Raw genomic sequence first — 17,618 nt, 5'->3', positions numbered from 1 at the left:
CCGTCTCGCAGCGGCGTTGCTAGGAGACCTTGTTGTGACCGCCCCTGACGATGCCCACGCCGATCCCGGCGTGCCGCCGACCTCGACCGACGCTGCCGCGACCGTCGACACGGCGCCTGTCGGAACCCCGCCCGCCGGGACCGCTGTTCCCACCGACAATCCGGCGGCCGCCGGTGCTGCGTCTGTGGGGACGGCACGACGATCGAACGTCGCCGCGGTGCGCTGGTTGGGCGCGGTACTCGCCGCCGGATTGCTGGTCGTGGTCCTCTACGCGCTGGTGTCGGGTCCGACCCGCCACATCGAGCGCGGCGACCCGTACCCGGGTCTGACCACCGCGGTACTCGATGTGGCCGGATACTTCGTCGGCGCCACCCTTGCCGCGCTGTGTTTGGGAGCATTGGCGTTCGTGGTCGCCGGGTCGCGACCGGATTCCGACGGGATCATCGACGCCACCGTCTATCGCGCACACCTTTTCGTCTCGCGCGCAACGCCGGTGTGGGCGGTGGTGGCCTGGCTGATGGTCGGCGTCGCCGCATCCGACGGGTACGGTCTCCCGCTCGGCAAGCTCGTGTCGTCGGGAACCCTGTTCGAGGCGATCGGCATCAGCGAGGAGGCGGTGGCCTGGCTGGTGGTCGCGATATTCGCCACCATCGTCGCGATCGCCGTCCGATTCTTCCTGTCCTGGATTGCGCACGCGGTTCTGCTGATCCCCACCGGAATCGCCGTCGCCGCGTTGCCGATGGCCGGCAACGGTGCGCAGGGACCCAACCACGATTACGGCACCAGCCTGGTGATCGTCCTGGTGCTGGCCATGGCCGTCTCCATCGGATACCGCGTCGCGTACGTGGCCGCCCCGACCGTGACGCCCGAGGCCGACCGCGTGATCCTCGAGCGCCGGCACACCTGGATCGTCGGCGTTGCCGATGTGCTTGCGCTGATCTCCGGGGTGATCCTGATCGCGTTCCTGGTGCCGGTGCGCTACCTGTTCACCACGACCTTCGGGGTGACCTCGGTGGTGATGGTGGTGGGGTTGATCGCGGCCACCGCGTCGAGCGTCGTCGCGCTGCGGTCGGCGTCCGGCGCGACACGGCTGTGGCGGATCGAGATGGCGGCCGTCGCGGTGATGGCGGCGGTGTACGTGTGCTGGGCGATCATGGACACCCGGGTGGCGCCCGGCCTGCTCGCGCACCCGTTCACCGCGTGGGACGTGTTCCTCGGCTACGAGTTGCCGGGACCGCCGACCGCGTGGCGGCTGGCCACCTTCTGGCGATTCGACTTCCTCGTCGGTACCGCGGCCATTGCCGCGGCCGTGCTGTACGGGATCGGGGTGTTGCGGCTGCGTCGCCGGGGTGACGAGTGGCCGTGGGGTCGCACCCTCTCGTGGATGCTGGGCTGTCTGGTCCTCGTCGTCGTGACCGGGTCGGGGGTGCGCGCCTACGGTTCGGCGATGTTCAGCGTGCACATGGCAGAACACATGGCGCTCAACATGTTCGCGCCGGTGCTGCTGGTGCTCGGTGCGCCGGCGACCCTGGCCCTGCGCGCTCTGCCGACGGCCGGTTCGCGCCCACCCGGGCCGCGCGAATGGCTGCTCTGGGTGCTGCACTCCAAGGTGACCAGGGTGCTGTCGAATCCGGCGGTCGCGTTGCTGTTGTTCGTGTTGTCGCTGTACGTGGTGTACTTCACCGCCATCTTCGGCACGTTTGTCCGCTACCACTGGGGTCACGTGCTGCTGACGATCCACTTCATCATCGTCGGCTACCTCTTCTACTGGGTGATCATCGGTATCGACCCCGGACCCCGGCGCATCCCGTACCTGGCGCGCATCGGATTGCTGTTCGCGGTCATGCCTTTTCACGCGTTCTTCGGTATCGCGCTGATGACGATGTCGTCGGTGACCGGTGGCGAGTTCTACAGTCAGCTCGGTCTGCCCTGGGTCACCGATCTGCTGCACGACCAGTGGCTCGGCGGGGCGATCGCGTGGGGCGCCAGCGAGGTCCCGGTGGTGCTCGTCGTCATCGCGATCGTGACGCAGTGGGCCAAGTCGGATCGACGGGAGGCACGCCGGGCCGATCGGCATGCCGAAACCTACGAGGACTCCGAGCTCGACGATTACAACAAGATGCTCGAGGAGCTGGCCCGGACACGTCGCTGAGGCGGAGCCGGTGATGTCGCTGAGGCGGAGCCGGTGAATGTGCCGGGCCGGAGCCTGACTTGACCGTGACGGGACAATGGATTCATGCGGTGCGAGGTCGCGCGGGAGGCGCTGTCGGCGCGTGTCGACGGAGAACGGGAGACCGTTCCGTCGGCGCGTGTGGACGAACACGTGGCCGGATGCGCCGACTGCGCGCAGTGGTATCAGGCGTTGCAGCGTTTCACGATTCCCGAGATCGGTGAGCCGCTGCGGGTGGTGCGTGGTGACGAGGGCCCCGATCTCGTCGAGATGATGATCGCGGCGCGCGCAGACACCGCTGCGCCGCCGGCGCGGGGGAGCGAGAGTTCTTCGCGCACATGGTGGTTGATGGCCGGTGGTGCGGCCTTCGCGTCCGGTGCGCTGGCCGTGTCGATGGTGGTGACCCATGGGTCGGTGGTGACGATCTGCTTGTTCGTCGCCGCGATGCTGGTGACCGTCGGGTTGACGGTGCGCGCCCGGCGGTGACGTGGGCTGGTCCCCATCGGCGCGCCGTGTTCTTCCCGAAGAAATCCGTTCGTCCGCGGGAAATTTCCCGGGGACGAACGAAACGCTAGCGGAAGAACCGCGGGTGCCCGCCCGTCAGCGTCCGTGGGAGCTGAAGCCGCTCAGCGTCGGGATTCGCCGAAGTGTTGCAGCCGCAGGCTGTTGGTGACGACGAACAGCGACGACAGCGCCATCGCGGCACCGGCGATCAGCGGGTTGAGGACGCCGAGCGCCGCGATCGGGATCGCGGCGACGTTGTAGCCGAACGCCCACACCAGGTTGGTGCGGATGGTGCGTTGGGTGGCCCCGGCGAGGCTGAGCGCGGCCGGTACGGCCCGGAGGTCGTCACGGACCAGGATGACGTCGGCGGCGCCGATCGCGACGTCGGTGCCGCGGCCGATCGCGAGCCCGAGGTCGGCGGTCGCGAGTGCCGGGCCGTCGTTGATGCCGTCGCCGACCATTGCGACCGAATGCCCCTCGTCCTGCAGCGCGCGCAGGGTCTCGACCTTCTCATCGGGCAGTACCTCGGCGATGACGTCGTCGACGCCCACCGCCTCGGCGACCGCACGGGCGGCGCCCTCGTTGTCACCGGTCAGCAGGATCGTGCGCAGGCCGGCGGCCTTGAGCGCGGCGATCGCCGTGGCCGCCGACGTCTTGATGGTGTCGCCGACAGCGATGGCCGCGGCGGGCACATCGTCGACGACGACGTAGACCACGGTCTTGCCCTGTGCTTCGGCGTCGCGTCGGGCGCGGGCCAGCTCGGCGGGCACCACCAGCGCATGCGAGGCCCATCGGGGCGAGCCGACGCGGACCCGGTGGCCGTCGACGATGCCGCTGACGCCGCGTCCGGGTTCGGTGGTGAAGTCGGTGACCTCGGCGCGGTGTTCTTCGGTCACCGCGGTGGCGATTGCGGCGCCGACGGCGTGTTCGGAGGCCGCCTCGACCGCCGCGGCTCGTGCGAGGACCTCCTCGGCGTCGAATCCCGGTGCAGGATGGATCGATTCGACCGACAGTGTGCCCTCGGTGACGGTGCCGGTCTTGTCGAAGACGACGGTGTCGATCAGCCGTGAGGTGTCGAGGGTCTGGTGGCCCTTGAGGAAGATGCCGAGCTGCGCACCGCGTCCGGTGGCCACCATCACCGCGATCGGTGTGGCCAATCCCAGTGCGCACGGGCAGGCGATGATCAGCACGGCCAGGGCCGCCGACACCGCGCGGTCGGCGGGCTGACCGAGACCCAGCCAGACGGCCAGGGTCACCAGGGACAGGGCCACGACGATCGGGACGAACACCCCGGCGATCCGGTCGGCGAGGCGTTGGGCCCGGGCCTTGCCGGACTGGGCCTCCTCGACCAGCCGCATCATGCCGGCGAAGGCGGTGTCGGCGCCCACCGCGGCGGCCTCGACGATGAGCCGACCGTTGAGGACGGTGGTGCCGCCGATGACGGCCTCGCCGGGGGTGACCTCGACCGGCCGGGATTCACCGGTCATCGCGCTCATGTCGATGGCCGCGCTGCCCTCGATCACCAGGCCGTCGGTGCCGACGGTCTCGCCGGGCCGCACGACGAAGCGTTGCTCTTCGGAGAGTTCTTCGGCGGGGATGCGCATCTCGCGGCCGTCGGATAGGAGTACCGCGACGTCCTTCGCGCCGATCGCCGCGAGTGCCCGCAGTGCGCCACCGGCTCGTGAGCGGGCGCGCGCCTCGAAGTACCGGCCGGCCAGGACGAGGACGGTCACACCGGTGGCGACCTCGAGGTAGATCGAGTCGCTGCTCCAGATGGCATCCCACACACCGTGGGTGGTGGCGTTGGGGTCGGTGGTGAACATGGAGTACAACGACCAGCCGGTCGCGGCCAGCACACCCAGGGTGACCAGCGTTTCCATGGTCGCCGCCCCGGTGCGCAGATTCTTCGCCGCGACCCGGTAGAAGGGCCAGGCGCACCAGGTGACGATGGGTGCGGCCATCGCGATGAGCAGCCACTGCCAGCCGGTGAACCGCGTCGAGGGCACCACCGCGAACACGATGGACAGGTCGGCGAGCGGCACGAACAGCACCACCGCGACGGCCAGTCGCCGGAACAGGCGTTTCGCGTCGGCGGCGTCGGTGTCGGGAATCGTGGTGGGCACCTGCGGGCGGGGGGTCGCGCCGTAGCCGGCCTTGTCGACGACGGCGCAGAGGTCCTCGGTGCTCACCTGTGCCGGCGCCTCGATGGTCGCCACCCGCGTCGCGTAGTTGACCGACGCCTTCACGCCGTCGACCTTGTTGAGTTTGCGCTCCACGCGAGCCGCGCATGCCCCGCAGGTCATGCCGGTGACGTCGAGCTGACGCCGCTGGTCGATCGCCGGGTCGTCGGCCCCAGTGGCACCGGGGTTCGCAGCGGCACCGGAGGTCGCATCGTGGTGGGGATTCACGTCGTGCAGGGTGGTCACATCATCCTCGATCTCTCGCCTCCGGCGTCCCGGGTCACCTCGCCTCTCGGGACCGTCGGAGCCTCACGCACACTCGTCCTCAGGATAGGTCGGTGACGTACACCGTCTGGTTCCCGGCGAGTCGAGTGGTCTGCGTCACAGTGCGAGATGGAGGTGCGACGTCAGGCCTCAGACCGATCGACGGTGCGGTGTCGACGCGGCGATCAGGTATTCGCGAGCCCGGGCGACGCGGGAGCGGATGGTGCCGATCGGGGTGCTGGTGACCTCGGCGGCTTCTTGATAGGACAGGCCGAGGATCTGGGTGAGCACGAGCGCTTCACGACGTTCGGCGGGCAGATCCTCGAGGAGGAGGTTCACCTCCACCATGTCCTCCCAGCGGGGACGGGAGGTGCGGGCCTCGGCGGCCGAGATCCAGTCGACGCCTGGACTGACCCGCGGGCGCGACCGGTCGTGCCGGACCTCGTCGGCGCAGACCCGTCGCGCGATCGACAACAGCCACGTCTTGGCGCTGGCCTCGGCCCGGAAGCGGGAGATGCTCTTCATCGCCCGCAGATAGGTCTCCTGGGTGAGATCGTCGGCGGTGCTCGCGTGCCCGAGGTGCGCGATGAACCGCCAGACGTCCTTCTGTGTGGCGCGGATGAATGCCGTCAGCGCCGCCCGGTCGCCGGTTGCCGCGCGCAACGCGGCACGCGTCAACTCGTCGTCGGGGCAGACATCCATGGCGCACACCCTATCGGGTCGGCGAACCGTGTCCGGCGTCCCACCCGCGCACCGGTCATCGGTGCACCGCCGCCCGGCGTGCCCGCTGCGGGATGTCTCACCCCCGAGCACCCCAGTGGTGCAGCACGCCGGTGTAGCGCTTGGGTGGTGGCGAGGCGAACTCTCCGGACGCGGTACCGGTCCGCAGCCCCATCGCCGCCATCGCCGAGAGCATGCCGACCCCCGCGGCGACCCCGTCGACGACGGGCGCACCGATCTGCGAGGACATCCGCGCCGCCAGATCGGCCATGCCGGCGCAGCCCAGGACGATGGCGTCGGAGCCGTCGTCGGCGAGTGCCTGCGCGCAGGCCTTGGCGAGGATGGCCTCGGTGTCGGGGTTGGATTCGAGGTCGAGCACCGGGATCTCGCACGCGTGGATACCGAGACAGCGATCGCTGAAACCGTAGTGCGAGACCAGGTCTCGTGCCCTGCCGATGGTGCGCGACAAGGTGGTGACTATGGAGAACCCGCGGCCGAGGGGGGCCGCGAGATGCACTGCGGCCTCGGCGATTCCGAGTACCGGTGCGACGGCGACCTCGCGGGCCGCATCGAGTCCCGGGTCGCCGAAGCAGGCCAGCAGGTAACCGTCGGCGTCGGGGTGGGCGGCGATCGCATCGAGGACGCCGGGCACCGCGAGCGCCTCGTCGTAATGACTTTCGATGGATTCGGGGCCGGTTGCGGAGGTGACCGCGACGATCTCGGCGTCGGCCCGTGCGACGGAGCGGGCGGCGGCCGAGATCACCGCGGTCATCTCTGCGGTGGTGTTGGGATTGATGACGACGAGCCTCATGGCAGCGAGTTCACCATGTCGATCGGTCCCGCTGCCACCGGCGTCGTCATGCTGTCGTCACCGACGCGGTGCCCCCGTCGTCCTCGCCGTCGCCGACCGAGACGGTGGTCGGCTGGTCGTCGAGACTCATCGTGCCGTCGGCCGCCACCGAGATGTCACTGGTCGAGTGCGCGGTGACGCCGCCCGGAGCCGCCGCGCGCCCGTACACGAATTCGTTGGGCGCCAACCGCATTCCGAGGTAGTAGATGACCAGCCCGGCGCCCGCGCCCATGAACCAGGTGAAGCTGGCCTCGTAGGCGGTGCCCCAGATGACGAAGGAGATCGGCAGGATCGAGGCGAGGATCACCGAGATCACCGCCACCGGATTCCAGCCGTTGCGGTAGAAGTAGGCGCCTTCGGGCTTGCGGGTGAACAGGTCGTCGACCACGATCTGTTGCTTTCTGACGAGATAGAAGTCGGCGATCAGGATGCCGAACAGCGGTCCGATCACCGCGCCGAGCGTATCCATCGTGTAGTGGATCGCGCTGGCGTTGTTGAACAGATTCCACGGGGTGATGAGCACCGAACCGACCGCGGCGATCATTCCGCCCATCCGCCAGGTGATCTTGGTCGGTGCGACGTTGGAGAAGTCGAAGGCGGGGGAGACGAAGTTCGCGACGATGTTGATGCCGATGGTGGCGATGGCGAAGGTCAGCACGCCCAACACGGCGGCGGTGGTGTTGTCGATCTGGTCGACGATGTGGACCGGGTCGGTGACGATCTTGCCGTCGCTGTCCCGGCCGATCACGGTGGCGCCGGCCGAGACCGTGCAGACCACGAGGAGGGAGAAGAACAAGAAGTTGACCGGCAGACCCCAGAAGTTGCCCTTCTTGACCTCACCGAAGGTCTTGCCGTAGCGGGAGAAATCGCCGAAGTTGAGCATCGGGCCCGAGAAGTACGACACCACAAGGGCGAACGCACTGATCATCGCCGTCACCGACGCCCAGCCGGTGGTTCCCGACCCTTCCGACAGATCGAAGTGGACATTGCTCCATCCGGCCTTGACGATGAGGTACGCCGCCAGCGCGATCATCACGACATACACTGCAGGACCGCAGAAGTCGATGAACTTGCGGATGGTGTCCATGCCGTTCCAGAAGACGATCGCCTGCAGCACCCACATCAGGACGAATCCGGCCCAGCCCAACGGCGACAGACCCAGGAACGAGTGTGTTCCGGTGTCGCCGTACTGCTCCAGGGACGGCCAGAACTTCAACGCCAGCAGGCCGAAGGCGACTGAGGCGAGATAGGTCTGGATGCCGTACCAGACCACCGCGATGACACCGCGGATGATCGCCGGGATGTTGGCGCCCTTGACGCCGAAGCAGATTCGCGTCGTCACCGGATAGGGCACGCCTGCTTTCTGCGAGGGCTTGGCGACGAGATTGCACAGCAGATTGACCGCCACGATGCCGACGAGCAGTGCCACGAGGACCTGCCAGGCGGCGATGCCGAGCGCGAAGAGGCTACCCGCGAACACGTATCCGCCGACGCTGTGCACATCGGACATCCAGAACGCGAAGATGTTGTACCAGGTCCACTTCTGCTCTTTGAGCGGAGCGAGGTCCTCGTTGGTCAGAGACGGGTCATAGCCGGGCTTGATGACACTGTCGCCTGCGGCGCTGTGATGCGTCTGCGCCGCGGCGGAGTCGGTGGTTGCGGACATGGGATCGGCTCCTCACACGAATGGTTGAGGAACAACCTACGAACGCATTGTTACCCGACGATTACTCGACGGATATATTCTCCCCGGTCGTCAGGTGGTTCGGCGGCGGCGCTCCTCGGCATTCGGTGGCGCCAGCGACACCTCGGGTTCGATGCCGCGGAACTGTTCGAGACCCTCGATTCGGGGGCCGTCCTTGGTGGCGTGCTCCCAGAGCTGATTCTGCAGCGCCGTGGCCTTCGCCGCGACCGCGCGTGCGGCCTTCTGTGTGGCCTCGGTGACCGAGGCGGCCAGCTCGTCTGGGGTGACGGTGTGCAGATCGTCGAGGTCGATGTGGGTGTCGATGACCACGCCGCGGGCATTGACCCAGATACGGACGTGCTCGTCGGACGACCACGCATCGGCGGTGAGTGCGCGCAGGCGCTCGGTGATCGCGGCGGTCTCGTTGCGGAATCGATGCACGCTGCCGGCGATCTCGTCGATGATCGATTCGAAGTCGAGAGGCGAACCCATGGCCGCCATTGTGCCCGGTGCGCCCGAACCGGGCGACCTGCCGCCGCCACGTCGGTGTGTTAGCTTCGATAACCAGTTGTGATACGTGAATTCGACTGTGGGGGAAGAATGTCCGATTTCTGGATGCGGCCGGAGTTCGCCGGCGCCGCCGATCGGTTCGCCGAGGCCGCGAGCAGTGTGTCCGAGCAGTCCGCCAAGCTCGACGAGGGCGGCGCCCCCTGGGGTGAGGACAAACTGGGCAGTGCCTTCTCGTCGAAGTTCGTACCCGACCTGCATCAAGTACTGACCAACCTGTCGAACATGGCGACCAAGCTGAACAACGAGGGCGAGGCGGTGACGCGGGTCGCCGAGTCGGTCACGCGGGCTGATCAGGGTTTTGGTGGGTGATCGCGCGCGCCGTGGGGCGCGGCGGTGACCATCGGGTTGCCGGGCTGGCTGACGTGGCTCGGCGACAAGATGGGCGAGAAGTTCCCCGACGGTGACGAGGACGCGCTGCGCCGGCTCGCGCAGCAGTTCCGTGAGGTGGCCGACGGCCTGGAGTCGGAGTCGCTCTCGTCGACGCGCACGGCGATCTCGACGGCGCTCGACAACATCGAAGGTCGTACACGTGAGGCGATGGAGACCGAATACTCGTCGCTCACCTCGGGGGACGCGTCGATCCAGACGCTGGTCTCGCAGGTGCGGTCGTTGGCCGACGGCTTGGAGAACATGGGCACCGAGGTCCAGTTCACCAAGGAGATGTACATCGCGAACCTGATCGTGCTGGCGGCCACGATCGTCACGTTGATGGCAACCGCATGGCTCAACTGGTCGGCGCCGGCCGAGGTGGCGGTGGCCATCACCGCCACGCGCGCGGTGATCACGCGACTGGTGCTCGAGACGCTCGGGCGCATCGTCAGTGAGCAGGTGGCGCGCGTGATCGCCGACATGGCATTCAACATGGTGGTCGGCGCGGCCCTGAACACAGCGATCTCGTCCGGCATGGATCTGGCCGTCCAGGGAATCCAGAACCTGCAGGGCACACGGCACGGGATCGATTGGGGCCGTGTGGGTGCCGACGCCGAATCCGCGGCGATCACCGGTGTGCTCGCCGGCGGTGTGGGGGCAGGTCTGGGACGGATCGCCCCGAACGTCGACGGGGTGGTCCGCAACTATGCGCAGGGTGTGGTGGCCAACACCGCCGGAATGGTTGGGGCGCAGGAGATCACGACCGGGCATGTCGACCTCGGGTCGGCGGTACAGGCCGGGATGGTCTTCGGTGGTGTCGACGCGCTCGGCCGATCACTTCATGCCAACACGCCCGACACCGCCGGTGAGCAGCCGAATTCAGGTCTCGCAGAAGGTGAGTTGTCGCCCGATCTGATGGCTGAACTCCACCGGGGCGGGGCTTCGGTGGATACCGCCGGCGACACCGCTGGGGCACACCCGGAGTCGGGTACGACGGCGACTGGTCCCGAGAGTCACGAGGCCGGTGACAGCACGGCTCGTGGTGTGCAGGAGTCAACGGGGGGAACCGATTCGGGCGGGCGCGCCATGGAGTCGGCCCCTCACCCGTTATCCGATGCCGGCGCGGGGGATCGGGGCGCCACGTCCGGTGCATCGGCGGCGGGCCCGGCAGTGGCGTCGACGGCGTCGTCGGCATCCGGAAGTGGTACGGCGACGGCGGGTGACGCCCGGTCGGCGGGGGTGGCACCGAGAACGGATGCTTCGCCGCGTCCGAGTGCTTCGTTGACGTCGGGCGCGGACGGCGCCCGGTCGGGCGGGGGTGCGGGCACCCCGGTGGCCCGCGTCGCCGATTCTCCGGTCACGCCCGTGACCCGATCGGAACCGGCTGTCGGAGCGGTGCCACCGGAGGGGGAGCGGGGCACGCCCGTCACCGATGTCGGTGGTGCGCAACCGACGCCGACGCCCACGCACGTGGGCGGCGATGAACCGGCACCCGGCCCCAGTGACCCACGGGCCGCGAACACGCCGACCGCTGATGAGTTGGGTGGCCCGAGTGGCACGAGCGCCGAACCGGACGACCGCGCCGGATCGGCCGGCACACCGCCTCCCGCGACACCCGCGCCCGACGCGCCGCCGGGTCGTGCCCATTCGACGGAGACGGCCGCAGACTCGGAGAGGTCCGGCGGTACGAGCCGGGACACCGCTCAGGTATCGAAGGACCCTGCCCGCCAACCGGAATCGGGAAAGAAGGCGCCGGAGCCGCGGACGCAGGAGCCGCGGTCGTCGCGGGTGCCCGAGGAGCTCGGACGGCCACAGGCGTCGGATGTCGGCGGAGGGCGGCCGTCGCATTCTGCGGGTGAGCCGGTAGCCACGGCGAAGGGCGACGGCGGCAACCTGCAGGCGGGCTCCGATGTCACAGACCGGGGGCTCGTGGAAGGTGGCGCGGCGCCCGATGGCCACGCCGCGGCCCACGACCCCTACGAACCGGAGTCGGGAGCGGAGACGTGTGCCGCCGACGTGCTCGACTACCTGTCGGAGACGACCGGGCATGAGTTCGTGCTGCCCAACGAACCCACCGCGGAGGGGATCGCTGCGCGCGATCTGTTCGAGGCGATCGGCTCGGAGGCTCTGCCGGACTCGTACGCGCGTATCCACGACACTCTGCTCGACCTCGGTGACGGTGCGCAGGCGCTCATCGCGTCACGGTGGGCCGGCGATGCGGAGGGGCTGGGCGGACACGCATACGTTGCGGTCAACGACGGCGGGGCCGTCCACCTCGTCGACCCGGTGACCGGGGCGCGGTCGGGGTGGCCACCGCATTGGGGTGAAGAGAACGTCGGCATCGTCGTGGCGGGCTACTTCCACCCGCACGGTACTGCGGTTCACCCGTTGTTCGGGGAGGCAGGCCTGCATGCCGCGCTCGAGGTCGGTGAGGTCGGTGCCGGCCCGCGGTCACGGTGGATCGACCCGGGGCGTGGCGAGCCGGTCAGCGTGATCGAGCGGCGCGATCTCGGCGTTGGCGTTGACGGGACGCCGGTGCGCGAGAGGATATTCGATGAGTGGACCGCTCGTATTGAACCCAAACTGGATCCGGACGGGTTGGGAACGGAGCATGCCGATTACCGGGAGGTGGCCCGTCACGAGCGTGAACTGGAGTATCCGGTGGGTGCGCATCCGGTGTATCCGGAGAATCGGGTGATCGAGACGGTGACGGGTGTGGGTGGCAATGAGCTGACGTTGACCACCGCGTTCGGGGAGAACGGTTTGGAGGTGCCGGTGGGTGGCAAGGTGGTGATTGGTGAGGTGTTTGATCGGGTGGATCGGCCGGGTGCGGAGGTGGCGGCGCAGAGGGAGGCTGCGCGGGGGCAGGGTGTGCAGGAGGTGTTCGACACCGATCAGGGTGGGCATGTGTTCGGTTTCCGGTTTGTTTTGGCGCAGGGGTTGCGCAACATGTTCGCTCAGGATGGGCATTTCAATATGACGCCGTATCGGGTGATGGAGAATGAGTGGTCTGATTTTGCTCGGTATGGGGCGCGGGTGGAGGTGACGATCGACCTGGATGCGCCGGTGGTGGGGGAGAGGCCGGAGGAGGTAACGGTCGCCGGTAGAGCCTATTCGGCTGCGTCCGGTCGGCCATTACTAGGAGTTAAGCTCGGTGATACCTTCGACAATAAAAGTCGGCAAACCTATACTCGTCAGTACTATAAGCGCGAGATCTTGTCCAGGATCGAAAGGGCGGATGCGATATGACTGGAAGCGACTCGCTAACAATGTTGCTCGAACGTCTTGGTGCTCAAATAGGTCAAATTGTCGTGGACAGTTCGGGTGAACTCTCTGATGGTCCTTGGGACAGGTTCGTCTGGGTCGGACACTTCGATCCTGGCCATTCTCGTTGGACTGATATTGCCCTCTTTGAGGGACGGGTAATTGATGATCGGTTCGCGGATTTGTCGATGGTTGATACAAAGCGCGTGTTAAGGCTTGTTAAAGAGCTTCGCCAGGATTACCCGGTTCCCTTCTGGTTGTTTGATGCGTTGGTGTTGGTGGTGGATCGGGAGTCGGGTCGGGGTGTGGTGCATGTGTTGTGTGGTGATGTGGCCGCGGATTTTGAGGCGTCGATGGGGACGGCGGATGTGGTGCAGGATCGGGCGGTGGCGATGTTTGGGGATTTGTCGGAGCCGTCGGTGGTGTGTGGTCGGCCGATTGTGGTGGCTGATGGCGCGTCGGCGGTGGATCGGGTGGCGGCGTTTGTTGCGGTGAATCCGATGTCGGGATTTGTGGTGGAGGATGCGGTGGTGTCTCGGGTGGATGGTGGGTGGCGGGTGTTTGTGCGCGATCGTCCGGGTGAGGTTCGTATTGATCGGACATATTTCTTGGTTGGTGATGATGGTGGGGTGTTTCCGGTGTCGTCGGGTGAGCCGCCGGCGGAGGCGGTGGCCAGGTTGCTGGGCCGGCGGTAGCTCGGCTTCGTTGGCAGGTGCGTGTCCCGGTGTGTTCTTGAATGCGGTGCAGTATGTTCGCGCAGGACGCGCATTGCGCTATGGGGCAATATCGGGTGTTGGAGAATGAGTGGTCTGGTTTCGCCCGGTATTCGGCATCAACCCGTCGCAGCGGTACGGAGTGAACCGCCCCGGGTTTGTCGGAGGCTCTCGAACCTGTGAAGGATGGAGAGCATGGCAGCACCACGCAAGTACAGTGAGGAACTCAAGGAGCGAGCTACCCGGATGACGGTGGAAGCGCGACGGGACCCGGAGTCCTCGCGCGGCGCGGTCAAGCGGATTGCCGATCAGCTTGGGGTGCATCCCGAGGCGTTACGCAACTGGGTTCGTCAGGCTGAGATCGACGGCGGTGTGCGGGCGGGCACCACCACCGAGGATGCCGACCGGATCGCGCAGTTGGAGCGGGAGAACCGCGAGCTGCGGCGGGCCAATGTTATCTCAGGTCTGTTCGGTCGTTTGAATGGTTGAACAGGGAGTTCGTGTCATGAACAGTGTCTATGACACTGCCTGCTTCGAGGCGATGAGTGCGGAGTTGGCCGTGGAGCCGGGCGACTTGGTCGCGCAATTCACGATTTTCGGTATCGAGTTCGCGGATGCGAACGTGCGCGAGAGCGAGACGCTGCCGCAGTGAGGCATCCGACCCCCGCTCGATACCGACGGTGGCGGCCGGGACCGCCGGCGAGGTGGTGAGGCGACGGATGTCATCGCGGAACTCGGCCTGGTTGTAGAGCCAGGCCCGGGAGACTCCGGCGCGGGCGGCAATGTCGGTGACAGTGAACCTTTTCCCGGTCTCCTTGAGCTCATGCAGGGTTCGTCGGGCACGGGCAAGAGTGTCCATTCGGCGTCGCTGGGCGGCTGCGACGAGGTGGTGACTGTTGTCAGTCGGCATCGGATGATCCCTCTCGGCAGCAGGATGTATCGGTCGCGGGGTCCTCACCGCAGCGGCAGTGACTGTCACCTTCGAGGGTGGTGATGATGGTGAGCAGGTTGGTTTCGACGGTGCGGTTCATCTCGGCGAGACGGGTGTGGCCGTCCGCGTCGGCGCGGGCGATCAGCGTTCGGGTGTCGTCGAGTTGTTTGTGATGGTGCGGTAGGAACTCGGCGGTGGTGACGAACAGTGGGCAGGTCAGGCACGCGTTGGCATGCGGGCACGATTTCTGTAGTGGCAGACCGCAATAGCCGTTCGGAAGGACCATGGTGGCTCGGGACAGGTTCTGTTTCATCCACTCGGCATCGGCGAGTGGGCCGTCGATGGTGGTGTCGACGGGTTCGCCGCGGATGTTGATCTTCTGGGCGCGTTCCCACTGCTCACGGATGGTGGTGTCCGCCAGGCGTGCGTAGACCGCGGTCATCGTATGGCTGGTGTGATCGAGCAGACGCCGGACCACTTCCTGAGGCACCTCGTTGTTGATCAGTCGAGTCGCGTAGGTATGCCGGAACTGGTGTGCGGTGACATACACCGGACTTCCGAGTTCGTCTGTGATATTTCTACTTTCAAGCCAGAGTCCGAGCTGGCGGACGAAGGTGGCGGTGGGCATCGGCAACCGGCCGTCGGGGTTGGATGTCGTGCGCGGCAGCAACACCGCGGTGGTCGGGAACCGCTGCCGGGTGCGTGCCTGTTGCGCCTCGATCATGGCGGTGAGCTCGTCGTCGATGGGCACGATCGCGTCGCGTCGCATCTTGTGGTTGCGGTAGCGCAGATAGACCGCGCTCTGTCGGTCTCGAATCAGACAGTCCAGAGGCAACCGGGTCGCATCGCCTACACGCAGGCCGGTGCGGATGAGGATCTCCACCAGGAGCCGGATCCGAGGGTCGGCGATCCGGTCGAGGTTGTCGGTGCTTTCGATCTGGTTCATGACGAACTCGGGAATGAACCGTGGCCGGGATGTCTCGTCGCGGCGAGGATGGTCACTGGGATACAACTCGGCGTCGGCCGACAACGACGCCCAACGGTGCTGACGGACAGCACGCAGAAACCCGGCGACGGAACTGATGTCGCTACTGCGGGTCTTCGGGTGGGGAACCTCGACAGCGAGTCGGGCCAGGTATCCCTCCAACGCTGCCCGATCGAGATGCGCCGGGCCGGGCGCCGTGGTCAACCCGGGTGTCAGCTGTGACAGTCGCACCAGCGCGATCCGGTCCTTGCGCAGCTGACCCACCCCGAGCCCACACGATATCCGCCAGCGGCACCAGCGTTTGGCCAGCTCACGGAGCCATGGTGGGTGCACAGGGGTGAAATCGCATCGAGCATCGTCCCCGGCGGCGATGCCGAGCCGCCGTAGCAGCCACACATCTCGCCGGTATTCACCGTCCCATCCGGTGTCGTCGCGCAGGTCGTGCAGTCGCTCGATCGCGAAGCCGAGAAATGCTCGAGGCGAGTTGGTCGCGGCGGAGGCCGGTAGCCCGGCGAGCCACTCGGTCAGTGAACGCTCGAGCAGCGATTCGACACCGGAGGTGGCCAGATGGTCCAACAGTGGTTTGATCGAGCGTGGTGTGGTGCGGGTCCGGTGCGTATCGACCCGGCATTGCAGCGTGTACTGGATCTCGAGCCGCAGGTGCGGTGGCATCGCTCGCAGATCGAATCGGTCCTCGCCGTAGTGGGCGCAGTAGCTGATGAACTCGTCGACAGGTGGGCGGCCCCGTTGGCGCCAGCGGACATGGTGGGAACGACACCAGCCTTGTCCCAACTCGGCCCACAAGCGGCATTCCGGGATCGCGCAGATCGTAGTCTGTTCGCCGTCCACGTGCGGATGCCACTGCGCCACCGGTGGTCGTCCTGCCTTGTCCCAGTCTCGGGAATGCTTGTAGCACAGCTGATACCGATGCTGACCGAACCCGCATTCGGTGATCGAACACGACTGCAGCGGTCGATGGCCTGTCACCTCGGGATCCGCGGTGGCTGCCCAGGTCTGTCGGTCCGGATGGCCGGCACGCGTCCACCGATGACGATGCGCCAGGCACAGCCCGCCGTAACGGCTCGAGTGCACGCATCCCCGGACCATGCACGCGGGCGTGCCGAGAATCGGATCACCGACTGCCGGCACCAACACATCGACGCGGAACTCCGGGCGTACCACGGACGTCAACTGTCGCGCCGCTGCGGGAACGAGGGTCCTCGCCGCCGCCTCGGCACTCATTGTTGTTCCTGCTTTTCCGGAAGCCAGCCCACTGCCACCAACGCTCGCCGCGCATCCTCGACTTTCAGGTGTGCGTAGGCGTCGCTGGTGGTGGCGATCGAGGCATGTCCGAGCAGATGCTGTACCACCTCCACCGGCACCCCGCGACGCAACAACTCCGTCGCATAGGAATGACGAAAGGTGTGCGGACCGAATCGGATTCCGGTCCGAGACCGGATCCGGCAGACCAAGTCGTAGACACTGGGATAGGTCAGCGGATACCCGATCCGACCGGACCACAGGTTGACGAACACGTAGTCGCTGTCCAGGTCGCCGTACTCGCCGTGCAGGTAGTCGGCATAGAGGCGGATCACTCGGGCTGGTACCGGTACCTGCCGGGATCGTCCGCTCTTGGCCCGCGCCCGATTCACGTTCACACGCGGCACCACCGACACCAGCCGAGATGCAGCGTCGATGTCACTGTGCCGCAACCCCAATGCCTCACCCACCCGAAGCCCGGACTCGGCGAGCAGGACGAGCAGGAACCGGTCCCGCAGCCGATCGCACGCGGCCACGATCACCGAGACCTGATCGGTGTCGAGCGTGTCGGGAATGCTCCGATCGTCCCGCAGCCGGATCCGTTTGGTACGTTCCAGTCGAGATCCCAAGTGCGCCAGCAACGGACGCCATGACCCACCGTGCACTTCGCGCCGTTGCCAGGTTGTCAGGAGATCACCCAGATCCACGCCGTGACGTTGATGGAACTCGTAGAACGCCGACACCGCGGACAGTTTCCGGTTCACCGTCGCTTCCGAGCACACGCTCTCCGCGGTCGGCAAAGCGGCCACGCCGGCCGCCCGTGCCACCAGCGGCAGTCGCAGCCACGCAACGAAACGGCCCACATCCTCGAGGTGCACCCGCGACCACACCAGTGCGCGCTGGTTCAGGAACTCGAACCAGTCCCGCAGGTCATACGCGTAGGCCTTGACGGTGTTCGGTGAGTGTTCGATCGCGTGCAGATGCGACAAGAACCCCTCGATCGGTGCCACCACCGATGAATCGCGATCGACAACCGTCCACGATTCCGAATCGCCGAATGGCATCGCCACCGACTGCACTCGCAGACTACGGCTCGTCATGGACACCAAAGATAACCTGTCTACGGCACACTTCCCGGCATCTCGACCGGCGTG

14 protein-coding genes are annotated in these 17,618 nt (G+C 66.9%); 6 read left to right on the top strand and 8 right to left on the bottom strand.

The features are described 5' to 3' along the window. The first annotated feature begins 34 nt into the window (after nucleotides 1–34). Together AC5ZH6_RS19560 and AC5ZH6_RS19555 are read left to right on the top strand one after the other, a co-directional pair. Nucleotides 35–2,152 carry a cytochrome c oxidase assembly protein gene (locus AC5ZH6_RS19560; RefSeq protein ID WP_265076831.1) on the top strand — a complete coding sequence of 706 codons (2,118 nt, stop codon included), beginning with the start codon at nucleotides 35–37 and terminating at the stop codon, nucleotides 2,150–2,152. A gap of 84 nt (nucleotides 2,153–2,236) precedes the next feature. Then, nucleotides 2,237–2,656: a zf-HC2 domain-containing protein gene (locus AC5ZH6_RS19555; protein WP_006367886.1), complete on the top strand. Its 420-nt coding sequence runs from the start codon at nucleotides 2,237–2,239 to the stop codon at nucleotides 2,654–2,656. A 140-nt stretch (nucleotides 2,657–2,796) separates the two neighbouring features. Here the strand turns inward: AC5ZH6_RS19555 and AC5ZH6_RS19550 are convergent, their stop codons facing one another. The 5 genes from AC5ZH6_RS19550 to AC5ZH6_RS19530 form a co-directional block, all read right to left on the bottom strand. Next, on the bottom strand, nucleotides 2,797–5,100 hold the full coding sequence (locus tag AC5ZH6_RS19550) for a heavy metal translocating P-type ATPase (protein ID WP_265076830.1): 2,304 nt from the start codon (nucleotides 5,098–5,100) through the stop codon (nucleotides 2,797–2,799). A gap of 168 nt (nucleotides 5,101–5,268) precedes the next feature. Further along, nucleotides 5,269–5,820: a sigma-70 family RNA polymerase sigma factor gene (locus AC5ZH6_RS19545; protein ID WP_020170427.1), complete on the bottom strand. Its 552-nt coding sequence runs from the start codon at nucleotides 5,818–5,820 to the stop codon at nucleotides 5,269–5,271. A 97-nt stretch (nucleotides 5,821–5,917) separates the two neighbouring features. Then, nucleotides 5,918–6,649, bottom strand: coding sequence for an aspartate/glutamate racemase family protein (locus AC5ZH6_RS19540; RefSeq protein WP_020170428.1), 732 nt, complete (start codon nucleotides 6,647–6,649; stop codon nucleotides 5,918–5,920). 46 nt (nucleotides 6,650–6,695) lie between these two features. Continuing rightward, nucleotides 6,696–8,354 carry an NCS1 family nucleobase:cation symporter-1 gene (locus tag AC5ZH6_RS19535; RefSeq protein ID WP_006367890.1) on the bottom strand — a complete coding sequence of 553 codons (1,659 nt, stop codon included), beginning with the start codon at nucleotides 8,352–8,354 and terminating at the stop codon, nucleotides 6,696–6,698. A gap of 90 nt (nucleotides 8,355–8,444) precedes the next feature. Beyond that, nucleotides 8,445–8,864 (bottom strand): YbaB/EbfC family nucleoid-associated protein, encoded by a 420-nt coding sequence (locus AC5ZH6_RS19530; RefSeq protein WP_006367891.1) that lies wholly within the window; start codon nucleotides 8,862–8,864, stop codon nucleotides 8,445–8,447. Between the two features lie 108 nt (nucleotides 8,865–8,972). Between AC5ZH6_RS19530 and AC5ZH6_RS19525 the strand changes: the two genes are divergently transcribed. The 4 genes from AC5ZH6_RS19525 (at nucleotide 8,973) to AC5ZH6_RS19510 (ending at nucleotide 13,777) form a co-directional block, all read left to right on the top strand. Further along, nucleotides 8,973–9,251, top strand: a complete 279-nt coding sequence (locus tag AC5ZH6_RS19525) for a hypothetical protein (protein ID WP_006367892.1) — start codon at nucleotides 8,973–8,975, stop codon at nucleotides 9,249–9,251. A gap of 24 nt (nucleotides 9,252–9,275) precedes the next feature. After that, on the top strand, nucleotides 9,276–12,560 hold the full coding sequence (locus AC5ZH6_RS19520) for a WXG100-like domain-containing protein (protein WP_265076829.1): 3,285 nt from the start codon (nucleotides 9,276–9,278) through the stop codon (nucleotides 12,558–12,560). After that, nucleotides 12,557–13,270: a hypothetical protein gene (locus AC5ZH6_RS19515; protein ID WP_265076828.1), complete on the top strand. Its 714-nt coding sequence runs from the start codon at nucleotides 12,557–12,559 to the stop codon at nucleotides 13,268–13,270. Before AC5ZH6_RS19520 ends, AC5ZH6_RS19515 begins: the two co-directional genes overlap by 4 nt. Nucleotides 13,271–13,483: 213 nt before the next feature. Next, nucleotides 13,484–13,777, top strand: coding sequence for a transposase (locus AC5ZH6_RS19510; protein WP_496167701.1), 294 nt, complete (start codon nucleotides 13,484–13,486; stop codon nucleotides 13,775–13,777). Here the strand turns inward: AC5ZH6_RS19510 and AC5ZH6_RS19505 are convergent. From AC5ZH6_RS19505 to AC5ZH6_RS19495, 3 genes are read right to left on the bottom strand one after another with little or no spacing between them, the layout of a single operon-like run. Then, the gene (locus tag AC5ZH6_RS19505) at nucleotides 13,743–14,147 is read right to left on the bottom strand and encodes a DUF6262 family protein (protein ID WP_496169215.1); all 405 of its coding nucleotides are present in this window, start codon (nucleotides 14,145–14,147) and stop codon (nucleotides 13,743–13,745) included. The two genes, AC5ZH6_RS19510 and AC5ZH6_RS19505, sit on opposite strands and share 35 nt — an antisense overlap. 40 nt (nucleotides 14,148–14,187) lie before the next feature. Continuing rightward, a complete protein-coding gene (locus AC5ZH6_RS19500) occupies nucleotides 14,188–16,446 on the bottom strand; it encodes a tyrosine-type recombinase/integrase (protein ID WP_496167484.1) in 2,259 nt (752 codons plus the stop codon). Beyond that, nucleotides 16,443–17,564: a tyrosine-type recombinase/integrase gene (locus tag AC5ZH6_RS19495; RefSeq protein ID WP_496167486.1), complete on the bottom strand. Its 1,122-nt coding sequence runs from the start codon at nucleotides 17,562–17,564 to the stop codon at nucleotides 16,443–16,445. Before AC5ZH6_RS19495 ends, AC5ZH6_RS19500 begins: the two co-directional genes overlap by 4 nt. Nucleotides 17,565–17,618: the final 54 nt, after the last annotated feature.

Source organism: Gordonia sp. YC-XJ4 (genome assembly GCF_059511865.1).
This window is presented reverse-complemented; position numbering and strand designations above follow the sequence as displayed.